This is a genomic window from Corynebacterium casei LMG S-19264 (assembly GCF_000550785.1).
GTDB classification, from domain to species: Bacteria; Actinomycetota; Actinomycetes; order Mycobacteriales; family Mycobacteriaceae; genus Corynebacterium; species Corynebacterium casei.
Genome location: NZ_CP004350.1, coordinates 1,312,877 through 1,332,067, shown reverse-complemented (window position 1 = coordinate 1,332,067; position 19,191 = coordinate 1,312,877). Strand labels below are relative to the sequence as shown.

General features: G+C 54.4%; 19 protein-coding genes. 8 read left to right on the top strand and 11 right to left on the bottom strand.

All coding sequences use genetic code 11. From position 1 onward, the window contains the following. Positions 1–46: 46 nt before the first annotated feature. The 3 genes from CCASEI_RS06140 to rimP form a co-directional block, all read right to left on the bottom strand. On the bottom strand, positions 47–325 hold the full coding sequence (locus CCASEI_RS06140) for a YlxR family protein (RefSeq protein WP_006821736.1): 279 nt from the start codon (positions 323–325) through the stop codon (positions 47–49). Positions 326–422: 97 nt separating this feature from the next. Further along, positions 423–1,445: a transcription termination factor NusA gene (nusA, locus tag CCASEI_RS06135; protein WP_006821735.1), complete on the bottom strand. Its 1,023-nt coding sequence runs from the start codon at positions 1,443–1,445 to the stop codon at positions 423–425. A 59-nt stretch (positions 1,446–1,504) separates the two neighbouring features. Further along, positions 1,505–2,044 (bottom strand): ribosome maturation factor RimP, encoded by a 540-nt coding sequence (gene rimP / locus CCASEI_RS06130; protein WP_006821734.1) that lies wholly within the window; start codon positions 2,042–2,044, stop codon positions 1,505–1,507. 83 nt (positions 2,045–2,127) lie between these two features. On the opposite strand from rimP, the gene CCASEI_RS06125 reads away from it, so the two are divergent. Next, positions 2,128–2,820 (top strand): hypothetical protein, encoded by a 693-nt coding sequence (locus tag CCASEI_RS06125; protein ID WP_025387456.1) that lies wholly within the window; start codon positions 2,128–2,130, stop codon positions 2,818–2,820. Here the strand turns inward: CCASEI_RS06125 and CCASEI_RS06120 are convergent, their stop codons facing one another. Next, the gene (locus tag CCASEI_RS06120) at positions 2,821–4,578 is read right to left on the bottom strand and encodes a proline--tRNA ligase (protein WP_006821732.1); all 1,758 of its coding nucleotides are present in this window, start codon (positions 4,576–4,578) and stop codon (positions 2,821–2,823) included. Between the two features lie 30 nt (positions 4,579–4,608). Here CCASEI_RS06120 and yaaA point away from each other — a divergent pair, with 30 nt between their 5' ends. Next, positions 4,609–5,298 (top strand): peroxide stress protein YaaA, encoded by a 690-nt coding sequence (yaaA, locus tag CCASEI_RS06115; protein ID WP_025387455.1) that lies wholly within the window; start codon positions 4,609–4,611, stop codon positions 5,296–5,298. Here the strand turns inward: yaaA and CCASEI_RS15600 are convergent. Then, positions 5,295–5,384 (bottom strand): DUF4921 family protein, encoded by a 90-nt coding sequence (locus CCASEI_RS15600; protein WP_269843393.1) that lies wholly within the window; start codon positions 5,382–5,384, stop codon positions 5,295–5,297. The two genes, yaaA and CCASEI_RS15600, sit on opposite strands and share 4 nt — an antisense overlap. After that, the gene (locus CCASEI_RS06110) at positions 5,371–6,465 is read right to left on the bottom strand and encodes a DUF4921 family protein (RefSeq protein WP_051461195.1); all 1,095 of its coding nucleotides are present in this window, start codon (positions 6,463–6,465) and stop codon (positions 5,371–5,373) included. Before CCASEI_RS06110 ends, CCASEI_RS15600 begins: the two co-directional genes overlap by 14 nt. 58 nt (positions 6,466–6,523) lie before the next feature. Here CCASEI_RS06110 and CCASEI_RS06105 point away from each other — a divergent pair, with 58 nt between their 5' ends. Together CCASEI_RS06105 and CCASEI_RS06100 are read left to right on the top strand one after the other, a co-directional pair. Further along, on the top strand, positions 6,524–7,378 hold the full coding sequence (locus CCASEI_RS06105; protein ID WP_025387454.1) for a PhzF family phenazine biosynthesis protein: 855 nt from the start codon (positions 6,524–6,526) through the stop codon (positions 7,376–7,378). Further along, positions 7,375–8,562, top strand: a complete 1,188-nt coding sequence (locus CCASEI_RS06100) for a protein adenylyltransferase SelO family protein (protein ID WP_006821729.1) — start codon at positions 7,375–7,377, stop codon at positions 8,560–8,562. Before CCASEI_RS06105 ends, CCASEI_RS06100 begins: the two co-directional genes overlap by 4 nt. Here the strand turns inward: CCASEI_RS06100 and mqo are convergent. Then, a complete protein-coding gene (gene mqo, locus CCASEI_RS06095) occupies positions 8,559–10,067 on the bottom strand; it encodes a malate dehydrogenase (quinone) (protein WP_006821728.1) in 1,509 nt (502 codons plus the stop codon). The two genes, CCASEI_RS06100 and mqo, sit on opposite strands and share 4 nt — an antisense overlap. Positions 10,068–10,261: 194 nt before the next feature. Here mqo and CCASEI_RS06090 point away from each other — a divergent pair, with 194 nt between their 5' ends. The 4 genes from CCASEI_RS06090 (at position 10,262) to CCASEI_RS06075 (ending at position 13,871) form a co-directional block, all read left to right on the top strand. Then, positions 10,262–11,239, top strand: coding sequence for an alpha/beta hydrolase (locus tag CCASEI_RS06090; protein WP_006821727.1), 978 nt, complete (start codon positions 10,262–10,264; stop codon positions 11,237–11,239). A 36-nt stretch (positions 11,240–11,275) separates the two neighbouring features. Then, a complete protein-coding gene (gene mtr / locus CCASEI_RS06085; RefSeq protein WP_006821726.1) occupies positions 11,276–12,652 on the top strand; it encodes a mycothione reductase in 1,377 nt (458 codons plus the stop codon). A 337-nt stretch (positions 12,653–12,989) separates the two neighbouring features. Further along, on the top strand, positions 12,990–13,394 hold the full coding sequence (locus CCASEI_RS06080) for a hypothetical protein (RefSeq protein ID WP_006821725.1): 405 nt from the start codon (positions 12,990–12,992) through the stop codon (positions 13,392–13,394). 42 nt (positions 13,395–13,436) lie between these two features. After that, on the top strand, positions 13,437–13,871 hold the full coding sequence (locus tag CCASEI_RS06075) for a hypothetical protein (protein ID WP_006821724.1): 435 nt from the start codon (positions 13,437–13,439) through the stop codon (positions 13,869–13,871). Between the two features lie 128 nt (positions 13,872–13,999). Here CCASEI_RS06075 and map read toward each other — a convergent pair whose 3' ends face one another. From map to CCASEI_RS06055, 4 genes are read right to left on the bottom strand one after another with little or no spacing between them, the layout of a single operon-like run. After that, positions 14,000–14,863 (bottom strand): type I methionyl aminopeptidase, encoded by an 864-nt coding sequence (map, locus tag CCASEI_RS06070; RefSeq protein WP_006821723.1) that lies wholly within the window; start codon positions 14,861–14,863, stop codon positions 14,000–14,002. 32 nt (positions 14,864–14,895) lie between these two features. After that, a complete protein-coding gene (locus CCASEI_RS06065; protein WP_006821722.1) occupies positions 14,896–16,704 on the bottom strand; it encodes a penicillin-binding transpeptidase domain-containing protein in 1,809 nt (602 codons plus the stop codon). A gap of 53 nt (positions 16,705–16,757) precedes the next feature. Then, the gene (gene ispG, locus CCASEI_RS06060; protein ID WP_006821721.1) at positions 16,758–17,915 is read right to left on the bottom strand and encodes a flavodoxin-dependent (E)-4-hydroxy-3-methylbut-2-enyl-diphosphate synthase; all 1,158 of its coding nucleotides are present in this window, start codon (positions 17,913–17,915) and stop codon (positions 16,758–16,760) included. 52 nt (positions 17,916–17,967) lie between these two features. Beyond that, entirely contained in the window at positions 17,968–19,173 is a 1,206-nt protein-coding gene (locus CCASEI_RS06055; protein WP_025387453.1) for a M50 family metallopeptidase, read from the bottom strand. Positions 19,174–19,191 lie beyond the last annotated feature (18 nt).

The window sequence follows — 19,191 nt, the reverse complement described above, 5'->3', positions numbered from 1 at the left end:
ATCAGTTACTGACTTTCATCGCTGATGCTTCATCGTTGTGTGCTCATCAGTGTTCGGTCTTCCTTACAATCTCGAAGGTCTTAGATATGTACTCACGTACTTGACCTGTATCCACGGGTGCGGACAGCCGGAGAGCGCGAGCGAATGCTCGGCGTTTCTCCGCAAGCTCATATGCAGCTAAATCTGGTGTTATCCAGGCTCCCCTGCCGGGAAGCCGTCTGCCGGGGTCGGGGATGATACGTCCATCTGTATCAGCCACCACACGCAATAACTCCGTGTCCGGCAGGCGCTTTCGTGTTGCTATGCACGTCCGAAGTCGGGTCATACCCAACTCCTTCCTGCTGCACGTGGGCCGTTAACAATCCTACTTGATATGTCGGCAAATTTGAACTTGCGACATTTCACCAGTGTTATTCTGCGCGTTATTCGGCGCGGTCCGCATCCGAATGGATATCAATCTTCCAGCCGGTGAGACGAGCCGCAAGACGAGCATTCTGGCCTTCCTTACCAATTGCCAAAGACAACTGATAGTCCGGAACAATCACGCGAGCGAATTGTGCTTCTGGGTCAACGATTTCAACGTTGACAACCTTCGAAGGTGCCAAAGCGTTGCCAACGTACACGCTTGGATCTTCATTGAAGTCAATGATGTCAATCTTCTCGCCACCCAGTGCCTTCATCACGTTGGTGACTCGCTGACCACGAGGACCAATGCATGCACCCTTTGCGTTGAGACCCTTGACCTTGCCGGTCACGGCAATCTTGGAACGGTGTCCCGCTTCACGGGCAATAGCAACCATCTCTACTGCACCATCAAGGACCTCTGGCACCTCCAGCTCAAACAGACCACGTACCAACTCAGGGTGAGTACGGGAAAGTAGTACCTGAACTCGTGCACCTTCTTTTTGCACGCCCACAACGTAGGCGCGAACACGGGTGCCGTGGGTCAGACGCTCACCAGGAATCTGCTCGACTGGAAGCAAAACGCCGTCCTGGGTCTTGCCTTCCTTGATGTCAATCTCCGTGCCCAGCTGAACAATGACAATGCCACGCGAGTTAGCGTGTGCATCCTGCTGAACTACGCCAGAGACAACGGTTCCCTGAAGTTCTGCGTACGAATCATAGGCGCGGTCTGCTTCTACTTCACGCAGACGCTTGAAAATAGCATCACGTACAGCTGGTGCTGCAACGCGGCTGAAGTTGGTTGGGGTGTCGTCGAATTCGGTGACAACTTCGCCCTCGTCATCAACTTCGGTAATGATTACGGAAACTTCGCCAGTATCGGCATCAATATCTACGCGCGACTTGTGGTTTTCTTCGATGTTGCCGTCGCGGTATTCGGTGTACGCATACAGCAGGCCGCTTGCTACAGAAGTCAGCAAGTCCGTTACTGGGACACCACGCTCGGTCTCGATAGCGCGCAACGCGTCGATATCAATATTCACTTATTCATCCTTCAACGTTTCCAACATTTCTCAAGCTGGCACAACCAGCCCGAGTCTGCTTAGTCTTCGGCTTCCAATTCCTTGGCTGCTTCGAAGCTGAGCTCGACAATATCCTGTTCCACGACGGGAGCAGGTGCGAATTCAATTTCTACCACTGAACCCACAAGGTTTTCCAATCGCTGTACTTGTACCTTGGCTATATCTCGGGCACTTGTTACGACAATCACGTTTACTTCATCATCGCTTAAAGCACCGATACGGAATTCACCCTGCGAGGACTTGATCTTGCGCCCGCGGTTGCGGCGGAAGTGTCGAGGTTCGCTCAACGGCAAATCCACGCCTGGGGTGGAAATTTCTAGTGTGTAGCCGGCACCAAAGTTCAGCTCCCCCGCTTCTTCAGCCGCATCAAATGCGTCGCCGATGGTCCGCGACATTTCTTCCAAGACATCCGAGTTAGGGCGGACATCGCCGTCGAGTCGGATTGCTACCTGGGATTTCTTTCCCGCTTTGGTGGTCTTAATCTGTTCAACATCGAGTCCGCGCTCAGCGACGAGGGGCTCGAGGAAATTTTTCAAAGTTTGTTCACTTGGGAAAGCCATAGATATCAGCTTAACGTGGAGAGGGTAAGGTCTTCCACGTGAATCGCCGACTTACTCTTGTAGCCCTAGTAGCGTGTGTCCCCGTGATCTCTTCATGCGCAGTCGTGGACTTCTTTGGTCCGCGTCCGAATTCCGCGTTGGTGGAGCTTGCCCAGACCGCGCAAGCTGATGCGAATACCACCGATGACTCGGAGCTTGCTCAGCTTCGCCTGACGCAATCGGAAGAGCTTTTCGCGGAGATTAATCGTGTCTGCGGTTTAGAAGAAGATGGCATGGTTCCTGATAGTTGCGCTATCAGTGAAGAGGACCCAGCAGGTCCTTCAGCATCACCAGAAGATGCGGTTGCACAGCTCATCGAGCTTGCCGATGACGCCCCCGAGGACTCCCGTCCCCTGCTCATCAGCCAGGCCATCGCACTTGCAGAAGGTCACGCACCGCTACCAGAAGAACCCCAAGAAGAAGTGCTGACGGAAGCAACGTCACTGCTAGAAAATGAGTACGCCACCATTTATGGCCTCGACGTCGCCGAAGCCCATGGCGCGAGCGTTGATACTGAGTCTCATGAGGCGCTCACGCTCGAGCTTTCCGAGCTTCTTGGTGATACCGCTCCGGTTGCGGATACTGCCTATGAGGCTGAGTGGCCGGATGATTCCGATGCTCAGGCCTTTGCCGATGAGCTGGTTCAAGCCAGCCATGATCGCCTCTCAGCCGCTGCCACCACCACAGATGATCCGCAATGGCGCAGCTGGCTCATTCACTCTGCTGCGAAGCTCTAACTACTTGCGGCCGAGGCGCTGCAACAGTTCGTCGACAATATCGTCGGACTTGACCTCGAAGGTCTCGCCGCCGCGGATGCGCAGCTCGATGATGCCATCCTTGAAGGAACGGCCGAGGATTGCACAGAACGGCATGCCGAGTAGTTCAGCATCCTTGAACTTCACGCCTGGGGATACCTTTGGGCGGTCATCGAAAAGAACTTCAACGCCGGCCTTGTCCAAAGCTTCAACCAGGGCATTGCCGGCCTTCGTTGCTTCTTCGTCCTTGTTCGCCACGGCAACGTGCACCTGGTAAGGCGCAACATCGAGTGGCCAGTTCAGACCCTTTTCATCATGGCGCTGCTCAGCCAGCACCGCCATCATGCGGGAAACACCAATGCCGTAAGAACCCATGGTTGGGATGGCACGCTTGCCATTCTCATCCAAAATCCGGACATCAAAAGCCTCAGTGTACTTGCGGCCCAGCTGGAAAATATGGCCCAGCTCAATGCCGCGCTTGAGGGTCAACGTGCCCTGACCTTCTGGCGCCGGATCGCCTTCGTGGATTTCAGATGCCTCCACGAACTGCTCAACCTGGAAGTCACGACCAGCAACCAAGCCCACCACGTGGCGGTTCTTAGCATCTGCACCAGTGATCCAGGAAGAACCGGAAACCACGCGTGGGTCTGCGTACACCTTCACTCCGTTGGCGTTGAGGCCACGCGGACCGACATAGCCCTTGACCAAGAATGGGTTTTCCTTGAAGTCTTCTTCAGTGGCCAGCTCAAAAGTTGCTGGCTCCAGTGCTGCTTCCAAGCGCTTTGGAGCCAGTGCGCGGCCTCCTGGAATCAAAACACCTGCCAATTCTGGTTCTTCACCTGGCTGCGTGATCTTGACCATCATGCACTTGAGGGTGTCATTGGCTTCGACCTGACGGCCATCAATGGTGATTCCCTCAGCACGTGCCCATGCCACCAAGGTGTCAATGGTCTCTGAATCTGGGGTCTCATGATCCTGCGCGGCTGGCAGGTTGGTGAAGTCAATCTCTTCTGGAACTGGGGTGACAACAGCTTCAACGTTTGCTGCGTAGTCACCTTCGGTGGCGCGAACAAAGGTGTCCTCGCCCGCTGCGGAAACTGCGAGGAATTCCTCGGAGGCGGAGCCGCCCATGGCGCCGGAGGTCGCCTTGCAGATCGCGTACTCGATTCCGAGGCGGTCGAAGATGTTCTGGTACGCCTTGCGGTGGCGAGCATAAGACTCATCCAAGCCCTCATCGGACATGTCGAAGGAATAAGAGTCCTTCATGATGAACTCACGGCCACGCAGAATACCCGCGCGTGGACGTTCTTCATCACGGTACTTGGTCTGAATCTGGTACAGGGTGACTGGGAAGTCCTTGTACGAGGAGTACAGGTCCTTGACCGTCTGCGCGAACATTTCCTCATGGGTCGGGCCGAGCAGCATGTCCGCGCCCTTGCGGTCTTTGAGACGGAACAAGTTATCGCCGTACTCAGTCCACCGCTCAGTGGTCTCGTAAGGCTCACGTGGCAGCAATGCTGGGAACAGCAGTTCCTGTCCACCAATCGCGTTCATTTCCTCACGGACAACGTCTTCAATCTTGCGTAGTGTTCGCAGGCCCAAAGGCAGCCAAGAATAAATACCAGGTGCGGCGCGGCGCAGGTAACCGGCGCGGACAAGAAGCTTGTGGCTTGGGACTTCAGCCCCTGCGGGATCCTCACGCAGAGTTCGCAAAAACAGCTCAGAAAGACGAGTAATCATGATCCCAAAATACACGGCTAGTCTGTATACATGCTCATTATCCTCCCTCCTAGTGAAACAAAGGCCTTCGGCGGAGATGGCGCTCCCTTAGATTTCGAGTCGCTTTCTTTCCCGTCGCTCAACCCAAACCGCAAAGAAATAGTCGATGTGCTGCAACAATATGATGTTGATGAAGCGATGAAGGTTTTGAAGATTTCGGAAGCACTGCGCGCCGAAGCGGAGGAAAACACTAAGTTAACAACCGGACCAACCATGCCAGCGCTCTATCGCTACACCGGCGTTTTATACGACGCTTTGGATGCGAAGACTCTTTCGGACAAGGCGTGGGATCAGCTCGCAATTGGCTCAGCGCTTTTCGGTGTTGTTCGTGCCCGAGACATGATTCCCTTCTACCGGTTGTCAGGGGGCACAAAGCTTCACGATGCCACCATGAAGTCACGCTGGGGAAAATCCATCACTGAAGCTCTCAACGCTGAAGATGACTTCATCATCGATCTGCGCTCAGGCACCTACCAAACACTGGGCAAGGTCAAAGACGCCGTAACCGTGCGCGTGGAGAACTCTGAAGGGAAAGTCATCTCCCACTTCAACAAGTTCTACAAAGGCCAGCTAGCCCGCGAAATTGCTGGCAAAGGAATCTCGTCCATCGATGATATTTTGGCCACACCAGGTTTTCACTTCAAAGAGGTCAATGGCAACCAGATCACGATGGTGGTCTAGTCCAGTGCGGCACGTCCCTTATCGCGCAGGTCCCACGGGGAAATTGTGTTGAGATAAATGTGCGTACCGCCCTCAAACCCCCCCAAAAGTTGAGACTCGCAGCTTCAGGTTGATCCGCCAGGGCATTGCGCACTCCACCTCGGTCGGCTGATGGTGCCACTCTTCGTTGCACGGCACATCAGCACCAATCGCCCGGTGCGCCATGTGCAGCAGGTTACTGACCCCGCGGATTTGTTCAGGCGTGTGCTCCCACGGGCGCCCCTGATTCTTCGAATACACCTCAAGGGTGGGATAGCGGTGCCCGAATCCTGCGAACAGCACAGCATGCTCGTTTTCTGCGATAACAAGGTCCTCACGGCGTGCTACATCCAGGCCCTTTTCATTGAAGATGCTGGGGTTGTCCAACACCAGCTTTTCCAGGTTTCGCAGAGTCCTGCCGCGGTCATCGATAGCCACCAACTGCTTATGGAGATGGCCAAAGGACGCACCGGCTGGTTTGAGCCAGTTCTGAAAAGCCACCACATAAGTCGCGTACGTATTCTTCGCGTACAAATCTTCCATCGCATCCACGGTGAATGCGATAAAGCGCGCATGCTCATCTGCGTTCAAGGTGCCAGCCGATGCCAACTGCGAAGAATCTTTCGCCCCCTCGACAAAGTGCCGGCGCGCCACAATCACATCATGTCCGCCGGAAAGGAACCCGCGGGCGTGAGCTTTCAGTTCCTCACCGTCAAACCGTTTCTTAGTCTTGGCCTCCACCACAGATAGCACATGCTCATAGCGGGTAGCCATGTACCGGTTAATCAGCTCTTCGTCTACCTCCAAGCCATAGTTCGCATTCCAATAATCAAAGGTGACGATTTCAAAGAGGTTCGGGATCCGCCGAAATTCTGGGACGGTTGCGTCTAATTCATCGGCAAGCACATTGCGCAACACCGTGGCATCGGCAAGCATGCGAGCTTTCTCCGGCGGCGTCTCAAGCTTTCGCTCCCAACAAAAAGCACAAGCATGCTCGCCTGGCTCAATAGGATTCTTCTCCACCTGCGGCCCCTGCAATGGCCTGTCACCACGACCGGGCACCGTCCACACTTCTGTGCCCGAAAAGGGATTGATCTGCTTGATGGTGCCATCGGCCATCTGTGTAAACGGGGAGAATCCCTGGGTCATGGCATTTAATGTTAAATCCCTTGCCCCGGCGCTCAGGTAGTGACCTAAACTAATGGGCATGGAGCACGAGTATTTTGAAGTTGATGTTTTTGCCACCACCGCCTTTTCTGGCAACCCATTGGCGGTGATTGCCAACGCTGGGGAGCTTGATTCCGAACAGATGCAGGCTATAGCCCGCTGGATCAACTTCTCAGAAACCTCGTTTCTTCTCCCACCCACGGAGTCCTCCGCGGACTACCGCGTGCGCATCTTCACGCCTTTTGAAGAGCTTCCTTTTGCTGGCCACCCCACCTTGGGCAGCGCCCGCGCCTGGCGCTCGTTGGGCATTGAACCGCACAAGCACGGCCGTATTGTCCAAGAATGCGCCATTGGACTTGTCACCATTCAGGAAGAAACCATCCGAAATGATGCCGGCAAGAAGCAAAAGATTTACTCCTTCGCCACCCCGGACCTGCTCAAGTCTGGCCCGCTGACACACGCTGAGATCTCCAGTGCCTGCGAAGCCTTGAACATCGAGCCTTCTGATGTCGTTGACCATGCCTGGGGCGATAACGGCCCCGGCTGGAAGATTCTGCAACTTGCCAATGCCGATGCAGTCAAAGCAATCAAACCTCAAGCCAGCCACAACGAGAAAGTTGGCGTTGTTGGTGCCTACGAGGGCGAAGGTCCTGAATACGAAGTACGCGCTTTCATGTTCGGTCTAGAAGACCCAGTGACCGGCTCTTTGAACGGCTCTGTCGCACAATTTATGCGCGAGCGAAACCACGTGCCTGATTCCTACACCGCCACCCAAGGCTCGCAGATGGGCCGCGCGGGTGTTGTCCACGTCTTTGATGATGGCAAAGACATCTGGATTGGTGGCATCGTCCACATTCGGGTGTCAGGCACTCTAAGCAGTGGAAAGTCTCTATGAAACTCCAACACTCCTATGCCGAAGCACTCCCCGACATGGTTCGGGCAGCAACCGGTGAGGAACAGCCCGATCCACAACTCCTTATTCTCAACGAACCGCTCGCCGCGGAACTCGGCCTCGATGTCGACTTCCTCAAGTCCGCAGATGGGTTAAAGTTCCTCCTCGGCCAATCTGGTGAAGGCCATGCCATGGCCTATTCCGGCCACCAGTTCGGCCAGCTCTCCCCTGTCTTGGGCGATGGCCGCGCCATACTGCTGGGCGAAATCGCAGGCCAAGATCTGCATGCCAAAGGCACTGGAAAAACTCCATTCTCACGCCCCGGCTCTGACGGTCGCGGTGCGCTGGGGCCAATGCTGCGCGAATACCTCATGTCTGAAGCAATGCAGGCTCTGGGAGTCCCCACTACGCGTGGGCTGGCAGTCATCAGTACCGGCCGCAAGATCCAGCGCGACCGCGTGGTACCAGGCGCAGTCATGGTGCGCACTGCTGCTAGCCATATTCGCGTTGGCACGATGCAATATGCGGCGATGACGGACCAGATTAAAGACGTCGCTGACTTTGCTATCGCCCGGCATTATCCGGGTGAGGACTACCAGGGGCTTTTCCGCAAGGTCATGCACGCGCAGGCAGCAACGGTGGCCAAATGGCAGCGTCTGGGCTTTATCCACGGCGTGATGAATACCGATAACACCACGTTGTCGGGAGAAACCATTGACTACGGGCCGTGTGCTTTTATGGAACAGTTCGATGTGAATACATACTTTTCTTCCATCGACACGCAAGGCCGCTACCGCTATGGCAACCAGCCCAGCATCCTGGGTTGGAACTTGGCACGGCTGGCGGAAACGCTTTTGCCGCTTTTCGATGAAGATCCGAACCACGCCATCGACATCGCCAACTCCACCATGGCGGAATTCACCGACATCATGAATGGTGCACTCGAGACAGAAGACGTCCAGGAAGTCACAGGCGATATCACGGAAGAAAACCACAAGAGAGACCCAAACTCCCCTGTGACCATTCCGCGTAATATTCCGGTTGACCGCGCTCTAAAGCAGGCAACTGACGGCGATCTTTCTTATTACTTCGAGCTGCTTGAGGCAGTAAAAAAGCCCTCCGAACATCACCCGGTTTTGTCTCTCCCGGGTGATCTCGAAGGGTTTATTACGTTCTGCGGAACTTAAAGCTCAGGAGCATTATCCAGCTGCAGAGTCTTCTGGGTGATCTCCCAGATCTCATCAAATAGCTTAGGGTTCTTGCCCAGCTTCTCACCGTATGAAGGAATCATTTCATACAGCTTCTCGGACCAGCCGATCATGTGCTCACCGAAGCAACGCTCCAGCAGCTCCAGCATGACAGCTGGGGCGATGGAAGCACCTGGGGATGCACCAAGCAGACCCGCGATGTTGCCCTCTGGGTTGTTGATCAAGGTGGTACCGAATTCCAGGGAACCGAAACGAGGCGCACCCGCTGGCTTGATAACCTGCACGCGCTGGCCTGCAACAACGGTCTCCCAGTCATCACCATCAGCGGAAGGAACGTACTCACGTAGAGTTTCAACACGGTCATCGAAGTCCTTGAGAACTTCCTGAACCAGGTACTTGGTCAGACCGAACTCCTGCGCAGCAACACCCAGGTAGGAAGTAATGTTGTTCAGGCGGATGGACTTAAACAAGTCCAGGTAAGAACCGGATTTGAGGAACTTAGGGCTCCAGCCACCGTATGGGCCAAACAGAAGGCCCTTCTCACCATCGATAACGCGGGTATCCAGGTGAGGAACAGACATTGGTGGCGCGCCAACAGCAGCCTTGCCGTAGACCTTTGCATTGTGTGCTTCCACCAGCTCAGGGTTCGTGGAGCGCAGCCACATGCCGGACACTGGGAAGCCCGCGTAACCAGCAACCTCGCGTACGCCTGCCTTGCGGAGCAAGTCAAGAGCGTTGCCGCCAGCACCAACGAATACGAAGTTAGCCTTGACAACCTGGGTATCACCAGTGTGCAGGTTCTTCGTGTACACCTTCCAGCCAGCGCCATCACGCTTAATGCTGGTGACTTCGTTGCCGTAGCGGATCTCAGTACCAGCAGCCTTAGCTGCAGTGAGGAACTGCTTGGTCAACGCACCGAAGTTAACGTCGGTACCAACGTTGGTCCAGGAGATAGCGACCTTGCTGTCTTCTGGACGGTCCTTCGCCATCAAAGGCAGGTGCTTAGCGAATTCATCACGATCATCGCTAAATTCCATGTCTGGGAAGAGGTGGTTTTCCTTCAGGAGGTCATAGCGACGCTTCAGGTAATCAACCTGGATTTCACCCTGTGCGAAGGAAACATGCGGAACTGGGTTGATGAACTCGCGTGGTTCAACCAGAATGCCGTTGTTGACCTGGTGGGTCCAGAACTGGCGTGCCACCTGGAACTTTTCATTGACGCCCATTGCCTTGGAGACGTCAATCTTGCCGCCCTTTTCTGGCGTGTAGTTCAGCTCGCACAGTGCGGAGTGACCAGTACCAGCGTTGTTCCAAGGGGAAGATGATTCCAGAGCAGGTCCGTCAAGACGCTCAAAAATCATTTGCGTCCAACTTGGTTCGAGCTCCCTGAGCATTGCACCCAGGGTTGCGCTCATGACACCGGCACCAACAAGTGCGACGTCTACGGTATCAACTGCTTGGCCTGCATTCTTTGCGGGGGACACCAGACATTACCTCTTCGTAATCGAATAAAAAGTGATTAATTATTTAGTCGCGCACACATCACGCATCGCTTCCAACCATACGCCTTAGGTTGCCGATTAGTAGATTTAGCCCGGGTAGTTACCGCAAATTCGCACCCCTTTATTCACATTCTTAACTTCAGCAACTTCCGTACTGTTCCGCTATATTTAAATGCATGAATCAACTGCGCGAGTGGCACCCCGATTTTTTGGGTGAGGATTATCAAGCTCTTACTTTGCCTTTAGGAAAAGACCCGGACGGCGCTGGCCAAATTCAAGCCACCTTAGTTCGCTACAAACCAGAAGACGCAAATACCGAAGGCCGCCCGGCACTCCTGTGGGTACATGGCATGACGGACTACTTCTTTCAATCTCACGTTGCGGAATACTTCCACAACCAGGGCTATGCCTTTTATGCCATCGACTTGCGCAAATGCGGCCGTGCCCGGCAAGACGGTGAACCTTGGCATTACGTGACCGACTTGGAGTACTACTTCACGGACCTTGATGCCGCATTAGAGACGATCACCGAACATCACCCAAGCATGACTCCAATTGCACACTCCACTGCCGGCATTATCGTGCCGATGTGGCTTAATCAGCTAAATAGTGACAAGGTTCCTGCACTAATCCTTGACAGCCCCTGGCTCGACTTGATGGGTTTTAGCCAGCGCCAGCTGCGAGTGATTCGCCCAATAATCAATGTCGCTGGCAAGCTTCTCCCCCGCGTCAAATTTCCAGGCGGCGGGCTCGCAGCCTTCGGCGAATCTATCCACGCCGATTTCTATGGCGAGTGGAATTACGACTTGGCCATCAAGCCGCTTGGGGGGCACCGGAAATATTTGGGCTGGCTACGCGCTGTACTCAACAGCCAGCATCTCATCCACACCGACCAAATTGATGTGGGAGTACCAACGCTAGTGCTCACGTCTGGCCGCTCGCACTTGGGAAGGCCCTATTCGCCTGCGACCGACACGGCCGATGCCGTGATTGACGTGCAGCAGACTCAGCGCTGGGCTCCCCATCTTGGAAAAGATGTTGAGATACACACTATTCTGGGAGCTAGGCACGACGTATTTCTTTCCCTCAAACCAGCACGCGACGAAGCGTTTGCTGTCACCAGCGCCTATCTCGCGCAGCACGTAAAGAAATAAACGTTAGTTAATCGAAAGCATATTTAAAGGAACATAATGACACACTATGACTTGATCATCATCGGCGCCGGTTCCGGCAACTCCATCCCCACCCCGGAGCACGACGATATCTCGATCGCGATTATTGAGAAGGACAAATTCGGCGGCACCTGCATGAACGTTGGCTGCATCCCCACCAAGATGTACGTCTACGCGGCCGATGTAGCTCACCAGACCAGCCACTCACAGAAGTTGGGTATCACCGGTGAGGTCACCAATGTGGACTGGGATTCCATTGTTGACCGCGTGTTTACCAACCGCATTGACAAAATCGCCGAAGGTGGCGAGGCTTACCGCCGCGGCGACGAGACCCCAAACATTACGGTCTATGACCAGCATGCTGAGTTCATTGGCCCAAAGACCATTAAGACTGGCGACGATGTCATCACCGGCGACGAAATCGTCATCGCTACTGGCTCCCGCCCACAGATCCCTTCCGCTATTGCAAACTCCGGCGCGACTTACCACACCAATGAGACCATTATGCGCCTGCCACAGCAGCCAAAGAGCTTGGCCATCATCGGGGGCGGCTTCATCGCTATGGAGTTTGCACACGTCTTTGAGGGCCTTGGGACCGATGTCACCATCATCAACCGCTCTGAGACGCTACTGCGTTGGCTGGACAAGGATCTCTCTTCCCGCTTCAACACCCAAGCCCGTGATCGCTACAACGTGATCACCAACGTCAACGTTCAAGATGTAGAGAACACCGCCAATGGTGGCGTCAAGATCTCTTTGGACAACGACAGTGTTCTCGAAGCCGATGCATTGCTGGTTGCTACCGGACGCATCCCTAACGGCGACCAGATGAACCTAGAGTCTGCCGGCATTGAAATGCACGAGGACGGCCGCATCAAGGTTGATGACTTTGGCCGCACCACCGCTGAGGGCGTTTGGGCACTTGGCGATGTCTCCTCGCCGTACATGCTCAAGCACGTAGCGAATGCAGAGACCAAGGCTGTGCGCCAAAACATGCTCCATCCAGATGACATGGTGCCAATGCCACACGACCACGTCCCTTCCGCAATCTTTACCCACCCACAGATTGCGACAGTCGGGCTCACAGAAGAAGAAGCACGTGCACAAAACCTCGACATCACCGTCAAGGTTCAAAACTACAGCGATGTTGCCTATGGCTGGGCGATGGAAGACCACGACGGCATCTGCAAGCTGATTGCAGACAAGAAGTCCGGAAAGCTCCTTGGCGCACACTTCTATGGCCCACAGGCATCCACGCTTATCCAGCAGATGATTACCGTGATGGCATTTGATTTGGATGTTCGAGACTTCGCCCAGAAGCAATACTGGATTCACCCTGCATTGCCTGAGGTTACAGAGAATGCTCTATTGGGTTTGGAATTCGATTCCGAGTAACCATTTCCCCAGCGGGACTCAATTCTAGCATTACGTGATAACAATCACATCACCCCCACGGGGGCGTAATAGGATTGATACAAAATTGCAACAACCTTAACTTTTACTGATATCCGTTCAGGATTTAATAACCAGAACGGGGCTAGATTTATAGGCAGTTGAATCGAAATAGGACTGTCAGCGTGCGAAAAGTCCATTTTTTGGTTAGAGTTCCTTTGTGACACCGGCTTAAGCCGTAAACCGGCAACCGCGTGTTTCTGGAAATACCCTGAATTTCCAATAACACATAGGTTTCCACCTGGGAGCCTTGCCAGTACGACATTTAAGGACATTTCACATGCGTATCCGCAATGCAGCCATCGCCGGCGCAACCGCAATCGCAGTCGCTTTCGGCGGCACCACCATCGCATCTGCACAGGAGAACGAGGAAGAGAACGTATCTTCCAACGTTGAGAACACCTCCTCCGACCTTTCTTCCGACGAGGACGCTGCGTCCGAGGAAGAGGGCAACGGCGGTTCCCTGTCTTCCAAGATCGGCGACTCCGACCTGGTTGACAAGGGCGAGGGCGACGACAAGAACACCGAGTTCAACGGTCGCGACGTATTTGGTTCTTCCAAGGACCAGGACAACATCCCATCTTGGGCTCAGAGCTTCTACGCACTGACCATCGTTGCATCCATCGGCTCCCTCATCGGTCTGGTTGTTGGCCCAGTTGCCAACTACTTCCAGTTCGGTCAGTAATCCGCAGCCCTAGCTACTAAAACCCCGAAAGGCTTTAATACAATGCGTAACTTCCGCACCGCTGCAGTTGCTGCCGCTACCGCAGTTGCTGTTTCTTTCACCGGCATCTCCGCTGCTACCGCTCAGGACGAGCAGCAGCACGAGGACAACGAGTCTTCCTTCGTTGAGGGTTCCTCCGTTCTCTCTTCTGAGGATGCTCAGAGCCACCTCTCTTCCGAGAACACCGAAGAGTCCCCTAACCTGTCCTCCAAGATCGGCGATCTGATGAACGCTGACAAGAACACCTCTGGCTCCGACCTGCTCGGCGAAGAGCAGGGTAACGAGGGCGACAACGGCGACATCACCAACCCAGGTTGGGCTCGTCTGTGGCGCGATGGCAACATCGTTGCTGCTATCGGCACCGTTGTTGGCGGCATCATCGCTGCTTACAACTACGGCGTCTACAACGGCTTCTTCCCACACTTCATCCAGAAGTAAATAGAAGCTCGTACTTCTTAAATAGTCGCAGCCACCATTGAAGGTGGTTGCGACTATTTTTCGTTTTGCTGTGGCATCAAAAAGTGGGAGAAGGCCGAAGCCCTCTCCCACCACTAAGACGCTTGAGATTAATCTGGCAGCGTCAGAATCTCATTACCATCCTCGGTAATCACGATGGTGTGCTCAAACTGCGCGGTGAACTTACCATCACGGTTTTGCACGGTCCAGTCATCAGACCAGATGTCATATTCCAAAGAACCGAGGTTCAACATTGGTTCAATGGTCAGGGTCATGCCTGGCTCTAGTACGTTACGGTAGGCCGTGGAATCATAGTGCAGCACAATCAGTCCATTGTGGAAAGTTGGGCCCACACCGTGGCCGGTAAAGTCACGCACCACGTTGTATCCAAAGCGGTTGGCATAAGACTCAATAACGCGGCCGATGACGTTGACTTCACGTCCTGGCTTGGCAGCCTTGATACCGCGCATCATTGATTCCTTGGTCCGCTCAACCAACAAACGGTGCTCTTCAGAAACATCACCTGCGAGGAACGTCGCGTTGGTATCGCCGTGCACGCCATTCTTGTAGGCGGTGACGTCAATGTTGACGATATCGCCGTCTTGAATAACGGTGCTATCTGGAATGCCGTGGCAAATAATCTCATTCAAGGACACACAGCTGGACTTTGTGAAGCCTAAGTATCCCAGGGTGGATGGGTAAGCGCCATGGTCACACATGTACTCATGAGCCACGCGGTCCACCTCATCTGTGGTCACGCCAGGAGCAACTGCAGCGCCAGCTTCCTTCAGCGCATTCGCGGCGATCTTTGATGCCTCGCGCATTGCTTCAATGGTTTCTGGGGTTTGAACAAATGGTTCACCCATTGCCTCTTGAACGGTGTCTTTCCAGACGTATTCTGGGCGTTCAATATGGTCTGGTACTTTGCGGACGGGGGTTGGCTTACCAGGCTTCAATTTTTCACGAGTACTCATGCTGACCATGGTAGTCCTGCCGAATCCAGCTTTTAGCTTTGGGGTTCGGCTCGGTGCTTATCCAGATTCTGGAAGAAGGAATCAGTAATGGACACGGAGGTTTCAGAGCCGCCGCCCAAGACCACGAGCGTTGCAAAAGCAATATCGTCATCCGCCCGGTATCCGGTGAACCATGCATGTGATCCCTGATTGATTTCAGCCTCACCAGTCTTGCCAAAGATTTCACCCTGCGCTTGCATACCCGCAGCGGTACCGGAGGTGACGGTCTGTCGCATCATCGAGCGTAGCTCATTAATCACATGCTCACTCGGCGGTTCAACTGTCTCTGACACCTTTGTCTCTTCAGTTGAAACCAGCGTAGGAACTGGGGTGGATCCATTGGCTACCGTGGCTGATACCATTGCCATGCCAAAAGGTGAAGCCAGGTCATAGCCCTGGCCGTAGCCGGCCTCAGTACGCTCCAGAGGCGTCTCCCCCTCCGGAATGCTGCCTGTCATGGTGGTTAGACCGGGAATCTCAAAGTCGATTCCGAGCCCGAACTGCTTTCCTTCATCGGCAAGCTCTCCTGGCGCAAGACGCGTCGACATATCAGCAAACGTGGTGTTGCATGAGCTCGCGAATGCATCTTGCAGCGGCACGTTGCCCAAGGAGAAGCCGTTGTAGTTGGTCACCACACGGCCATAGATGTCCATGGTGCCGGGACACGGCACGATGGAGCCGCGGTCCACGCCTTGCTTATCCACCCCAGCGGCGGCGGTAATAATCTTAAACACCGAGCCCGGTGGGTATTGACCGCTCAACGCAACATCACCGTCGCGGTCGGCGGCTTCGGTCTGCGCAACAGCCAAAATCTCGCCCGAAGAAGGACGGATAGCCACCATCATGGTCTGCGAGTCCGCGCGCAGATTCACGGCTTCTTCCGCCGCACGCTGCACGTCATAGTCAATGCTGACGCGCACTGCTGGCGATGGATCGGGCGCATGCTCCACCACGTTGGAGAAGGCAGCGCCTTCATCATTGACCACTGCAACGGACCAGCCGTTGACGCCATCAACATCATCGGAGACCAGGTTGGAGACACGCGACATCAAATCCCGCGCAAAACCTTGATCCCGAACCACGAGCGCTGGCTCCTCATTAATGCGTACCTGCGGATCATCAGCAAAACGCGCTTGCAGGCGCTTACCGATTTCCTCGTTGAATAAACCCACCGAGTAGTTGCCATCAACTTCGGACATCTCGCTTGCTAGGTCAGAAGCCTCAGGCGCATTTCCCCCAGCATCATTGATGGCAGCAGCAATCCGTCCTGCGAATGCTGGGACGCCCTCTACGTCGCGCATATCGACTATGACGCGGTATTGCAGGCCTGGGCGCATCAACTCCACACCGTCGGAGCTAACTACGCTCGCGCGCTCTGCTGGGATTGACCGCAGCTCCAAGTGCTGATTAGCTCCCAACGATGGGTGCACCATGATGGGCTGCCAACGGCCAGTCCATTCATCATTGGCTTTGGTCAGCACCATCGAGGTGTCATAGGTTAATTCCCTATCACGCGGCAAGTCCCACGTGATGGTGTAATTTGCTGTTGCACGAGAGTCATTTTGCTCAATATCATGCACTTCAACATCGATGCCTTCGGCCTGCAGTCCCTCATAAGTAGAGGTGAAAACATCATCTACTTCAGCAGACCTATCAAAGAATTCGCCGAAGGCTTCACCGGACTCCATCGCTTGCACGATGGAGTCAACGGTGGGATCAGCCGAGACCGGCTTCGGGGTACACGCAACCACTGTTCCTGCAGCTATTGATACTGCACACAGCAGCGATACCGACCGTTTCATGAGTTAGCAGCATAGCAGCGAATGCCACTATTTTCGCTGACCAACACAGATAATTAGCGAGTTACGCGAACCTGCGCCTTGGAACCTTCAACAGCTTCCAAGCCCTGCTCATCAGCAATACGCATTGCCTCTTCGATAAGGGTCTCCACAATCTTCGCCTCAGGCACGGTCTTAACAACCTCACCCTTGACAAAAATCTGCCCCTTGCCGTTGCCGGAAGCAACGCCCAAGTCAGCATCACGTGCTTCACCAGGACCGTTCACAACACAACCCATTACTGCAACGCGCAGTGGGAACTCCATGCCGTCAAGACCCGCGGTAACTTCTTCAGCCAGCTTGTACACGTCAACCTGAGCACGGCCACAAGATGGGCAAGAAACAATCTCCAGCTTGCGCGGACGCAGATTAAGGGACTGTAGAATCTGGTCACCAACCTTGATTTCCTCCACTGGGTCGGCAGACAGGGACACACGAATGGTGTCACCAATGCCATCGGCGAGCAATGCGCCGAAAGCAACAGAAGACTTAATGGTGCCCAAGAACTTAGGGCCAGCTTCAGTAACACCAAGGTGCAGTGGGTAGTCAGTCTTCGCAGCCAGCTGACGGTACGCCTCCACCATGAGCACTGGGTCAGAGTGCTTCACGGAAATCGCGATATCACCGTAGCCATGCTCCTCGAACAGGCCAGCTTCCCAGATAGCAGACTCAACCAGAGCCTCCGGGGTTGCCTTGCCATACTTTTCCAACAGGCGCTTATCCAAAGAGCCACCGTTGACACCAATACGGATTGGAATGCCGGCGTCACCAGCAGCCTTAGCTACTTCCTTAACGCGGCCATCAAATTCTTTAATGTTGCCTGGGTTCACACGAACCGCAGCACAGCCAGCGTCAATAGCAGAGAAGATGTACTTCGGCTGGAAGTGAATATCAGCAATAACTGGAATCGGGGACTTCTTCGCGATGGCAGGCAGCGCCTCCGCGTCAACAGTCTTTGGACACGCAACGCGCACCATGTCACAGCCAGCGGTTGCCAACTGAGCAATCTGCTGCAGGGTTGCGTTCACATCATGCGTCTTGGTTGTAGTCATCGACTGCACGGAGATCGGATGGTCAGACCCCACGCCTACATCACCAACGAATAACTGGCGGGTCTTACGACGCGGCGCCAAGGTCGGTGGAGGACCCTCTGGGATACCTAGACCAATAGACATTTATTCTCCTTGTTGTCATGGGGGTATTATTCCCCTACTTTAGCACCGGTTTCTAGCCAAGCAATTTTATGGGATTGACGAAGTCAGCCACAATAATTACGGCAGCAACCGTCATCAATGCAGCCGCAATCACATAGGTAACCGGCATAAGTTTCGTATAATCGGCTGGACCGGCGGCCGCTTTGCCGCGAAGGCGCCTGAAGAAGTCTCGAATCTTTTCATAAAGCACCACCGCAATATGACCTCCGTCAAATGGCGGCAGAGGTATGAGATTAAACAGAGCCAAGAAATAGTTCAGTGAAGCCAGCATCATAAAGAACGCCGCCCACAGGTTTGCTTCCACCAATTCGCCTCCAACGCGAGATGCGCCAACGACAGACATTGGGCCTTCGGTATCGCGCTCAGCGCCAAAGATCGAAGCAACAACGCCAGGAATTTTGGATGGGAACTCAATAATTCCCTGCACAGTTGCTTCAAGCATGTAGCCCGTGTAGTTCCAGGTCGCAGGGATGGCGCCGACAAAGCCATGCTTTTCGATGATGTCCAAAGGCTCCTGGATCAAACCAATCGAACCGGCGTCAACCATTTCACCATCAATATTGCGCTTGACGGTGTCCAGCTCTACTGGAAGTTCCAGCACTTGGGTGCCGCGCTCTACTTCGATGGTGACGGTCTCACCTGGGCGGATTAAGACTTCATCGCGAAGCTGCTGAAAGCTCTCCAACTCTTCGCCATTGAAAGTAAGGAGCCTATCCCCTTGCTCAATGCCTGCTTCACCACCTGCACCAACGCCGGTGCAGGAACCAAGCTCTCCGTTGTCGAGCTGGTCAGCGGAGCACGCAACTTGGTCCACCACAGGACGCGTATCCGCGTTGGGGTTGGGAAGGCCAGCAGTCTGCGCGACCACAAACAAAATCATGAAGCCGAGAATGATGTTGACTGCCACACCACCGGAAAGCACGATAATGCGCTGCCACCAAGGCTTTTTATACATCGCATAGGGGCGCTCTTCCTCGGTGATGAACTCATCCTGCGCGGTCATACCAGCGATGTCGCAGAAGCCGCCCAAAGGCAACGCTGCAACACCGTATTCAGTCTCGTTTTTCTTAAAGCTCCACAGGGTTGGCCCGAAACCAATGAAAAACCTGCGCACCCGCATGCCAAAAGCACGCGCGGTGAGCATATGGCCAGCTTCATGCAGTGCAACTGTGAGACAGATGCCGAGGGCAAACAGCACAATGCCCAAGAGATTCGCCATTGAGAGAGCTTCCTTTTA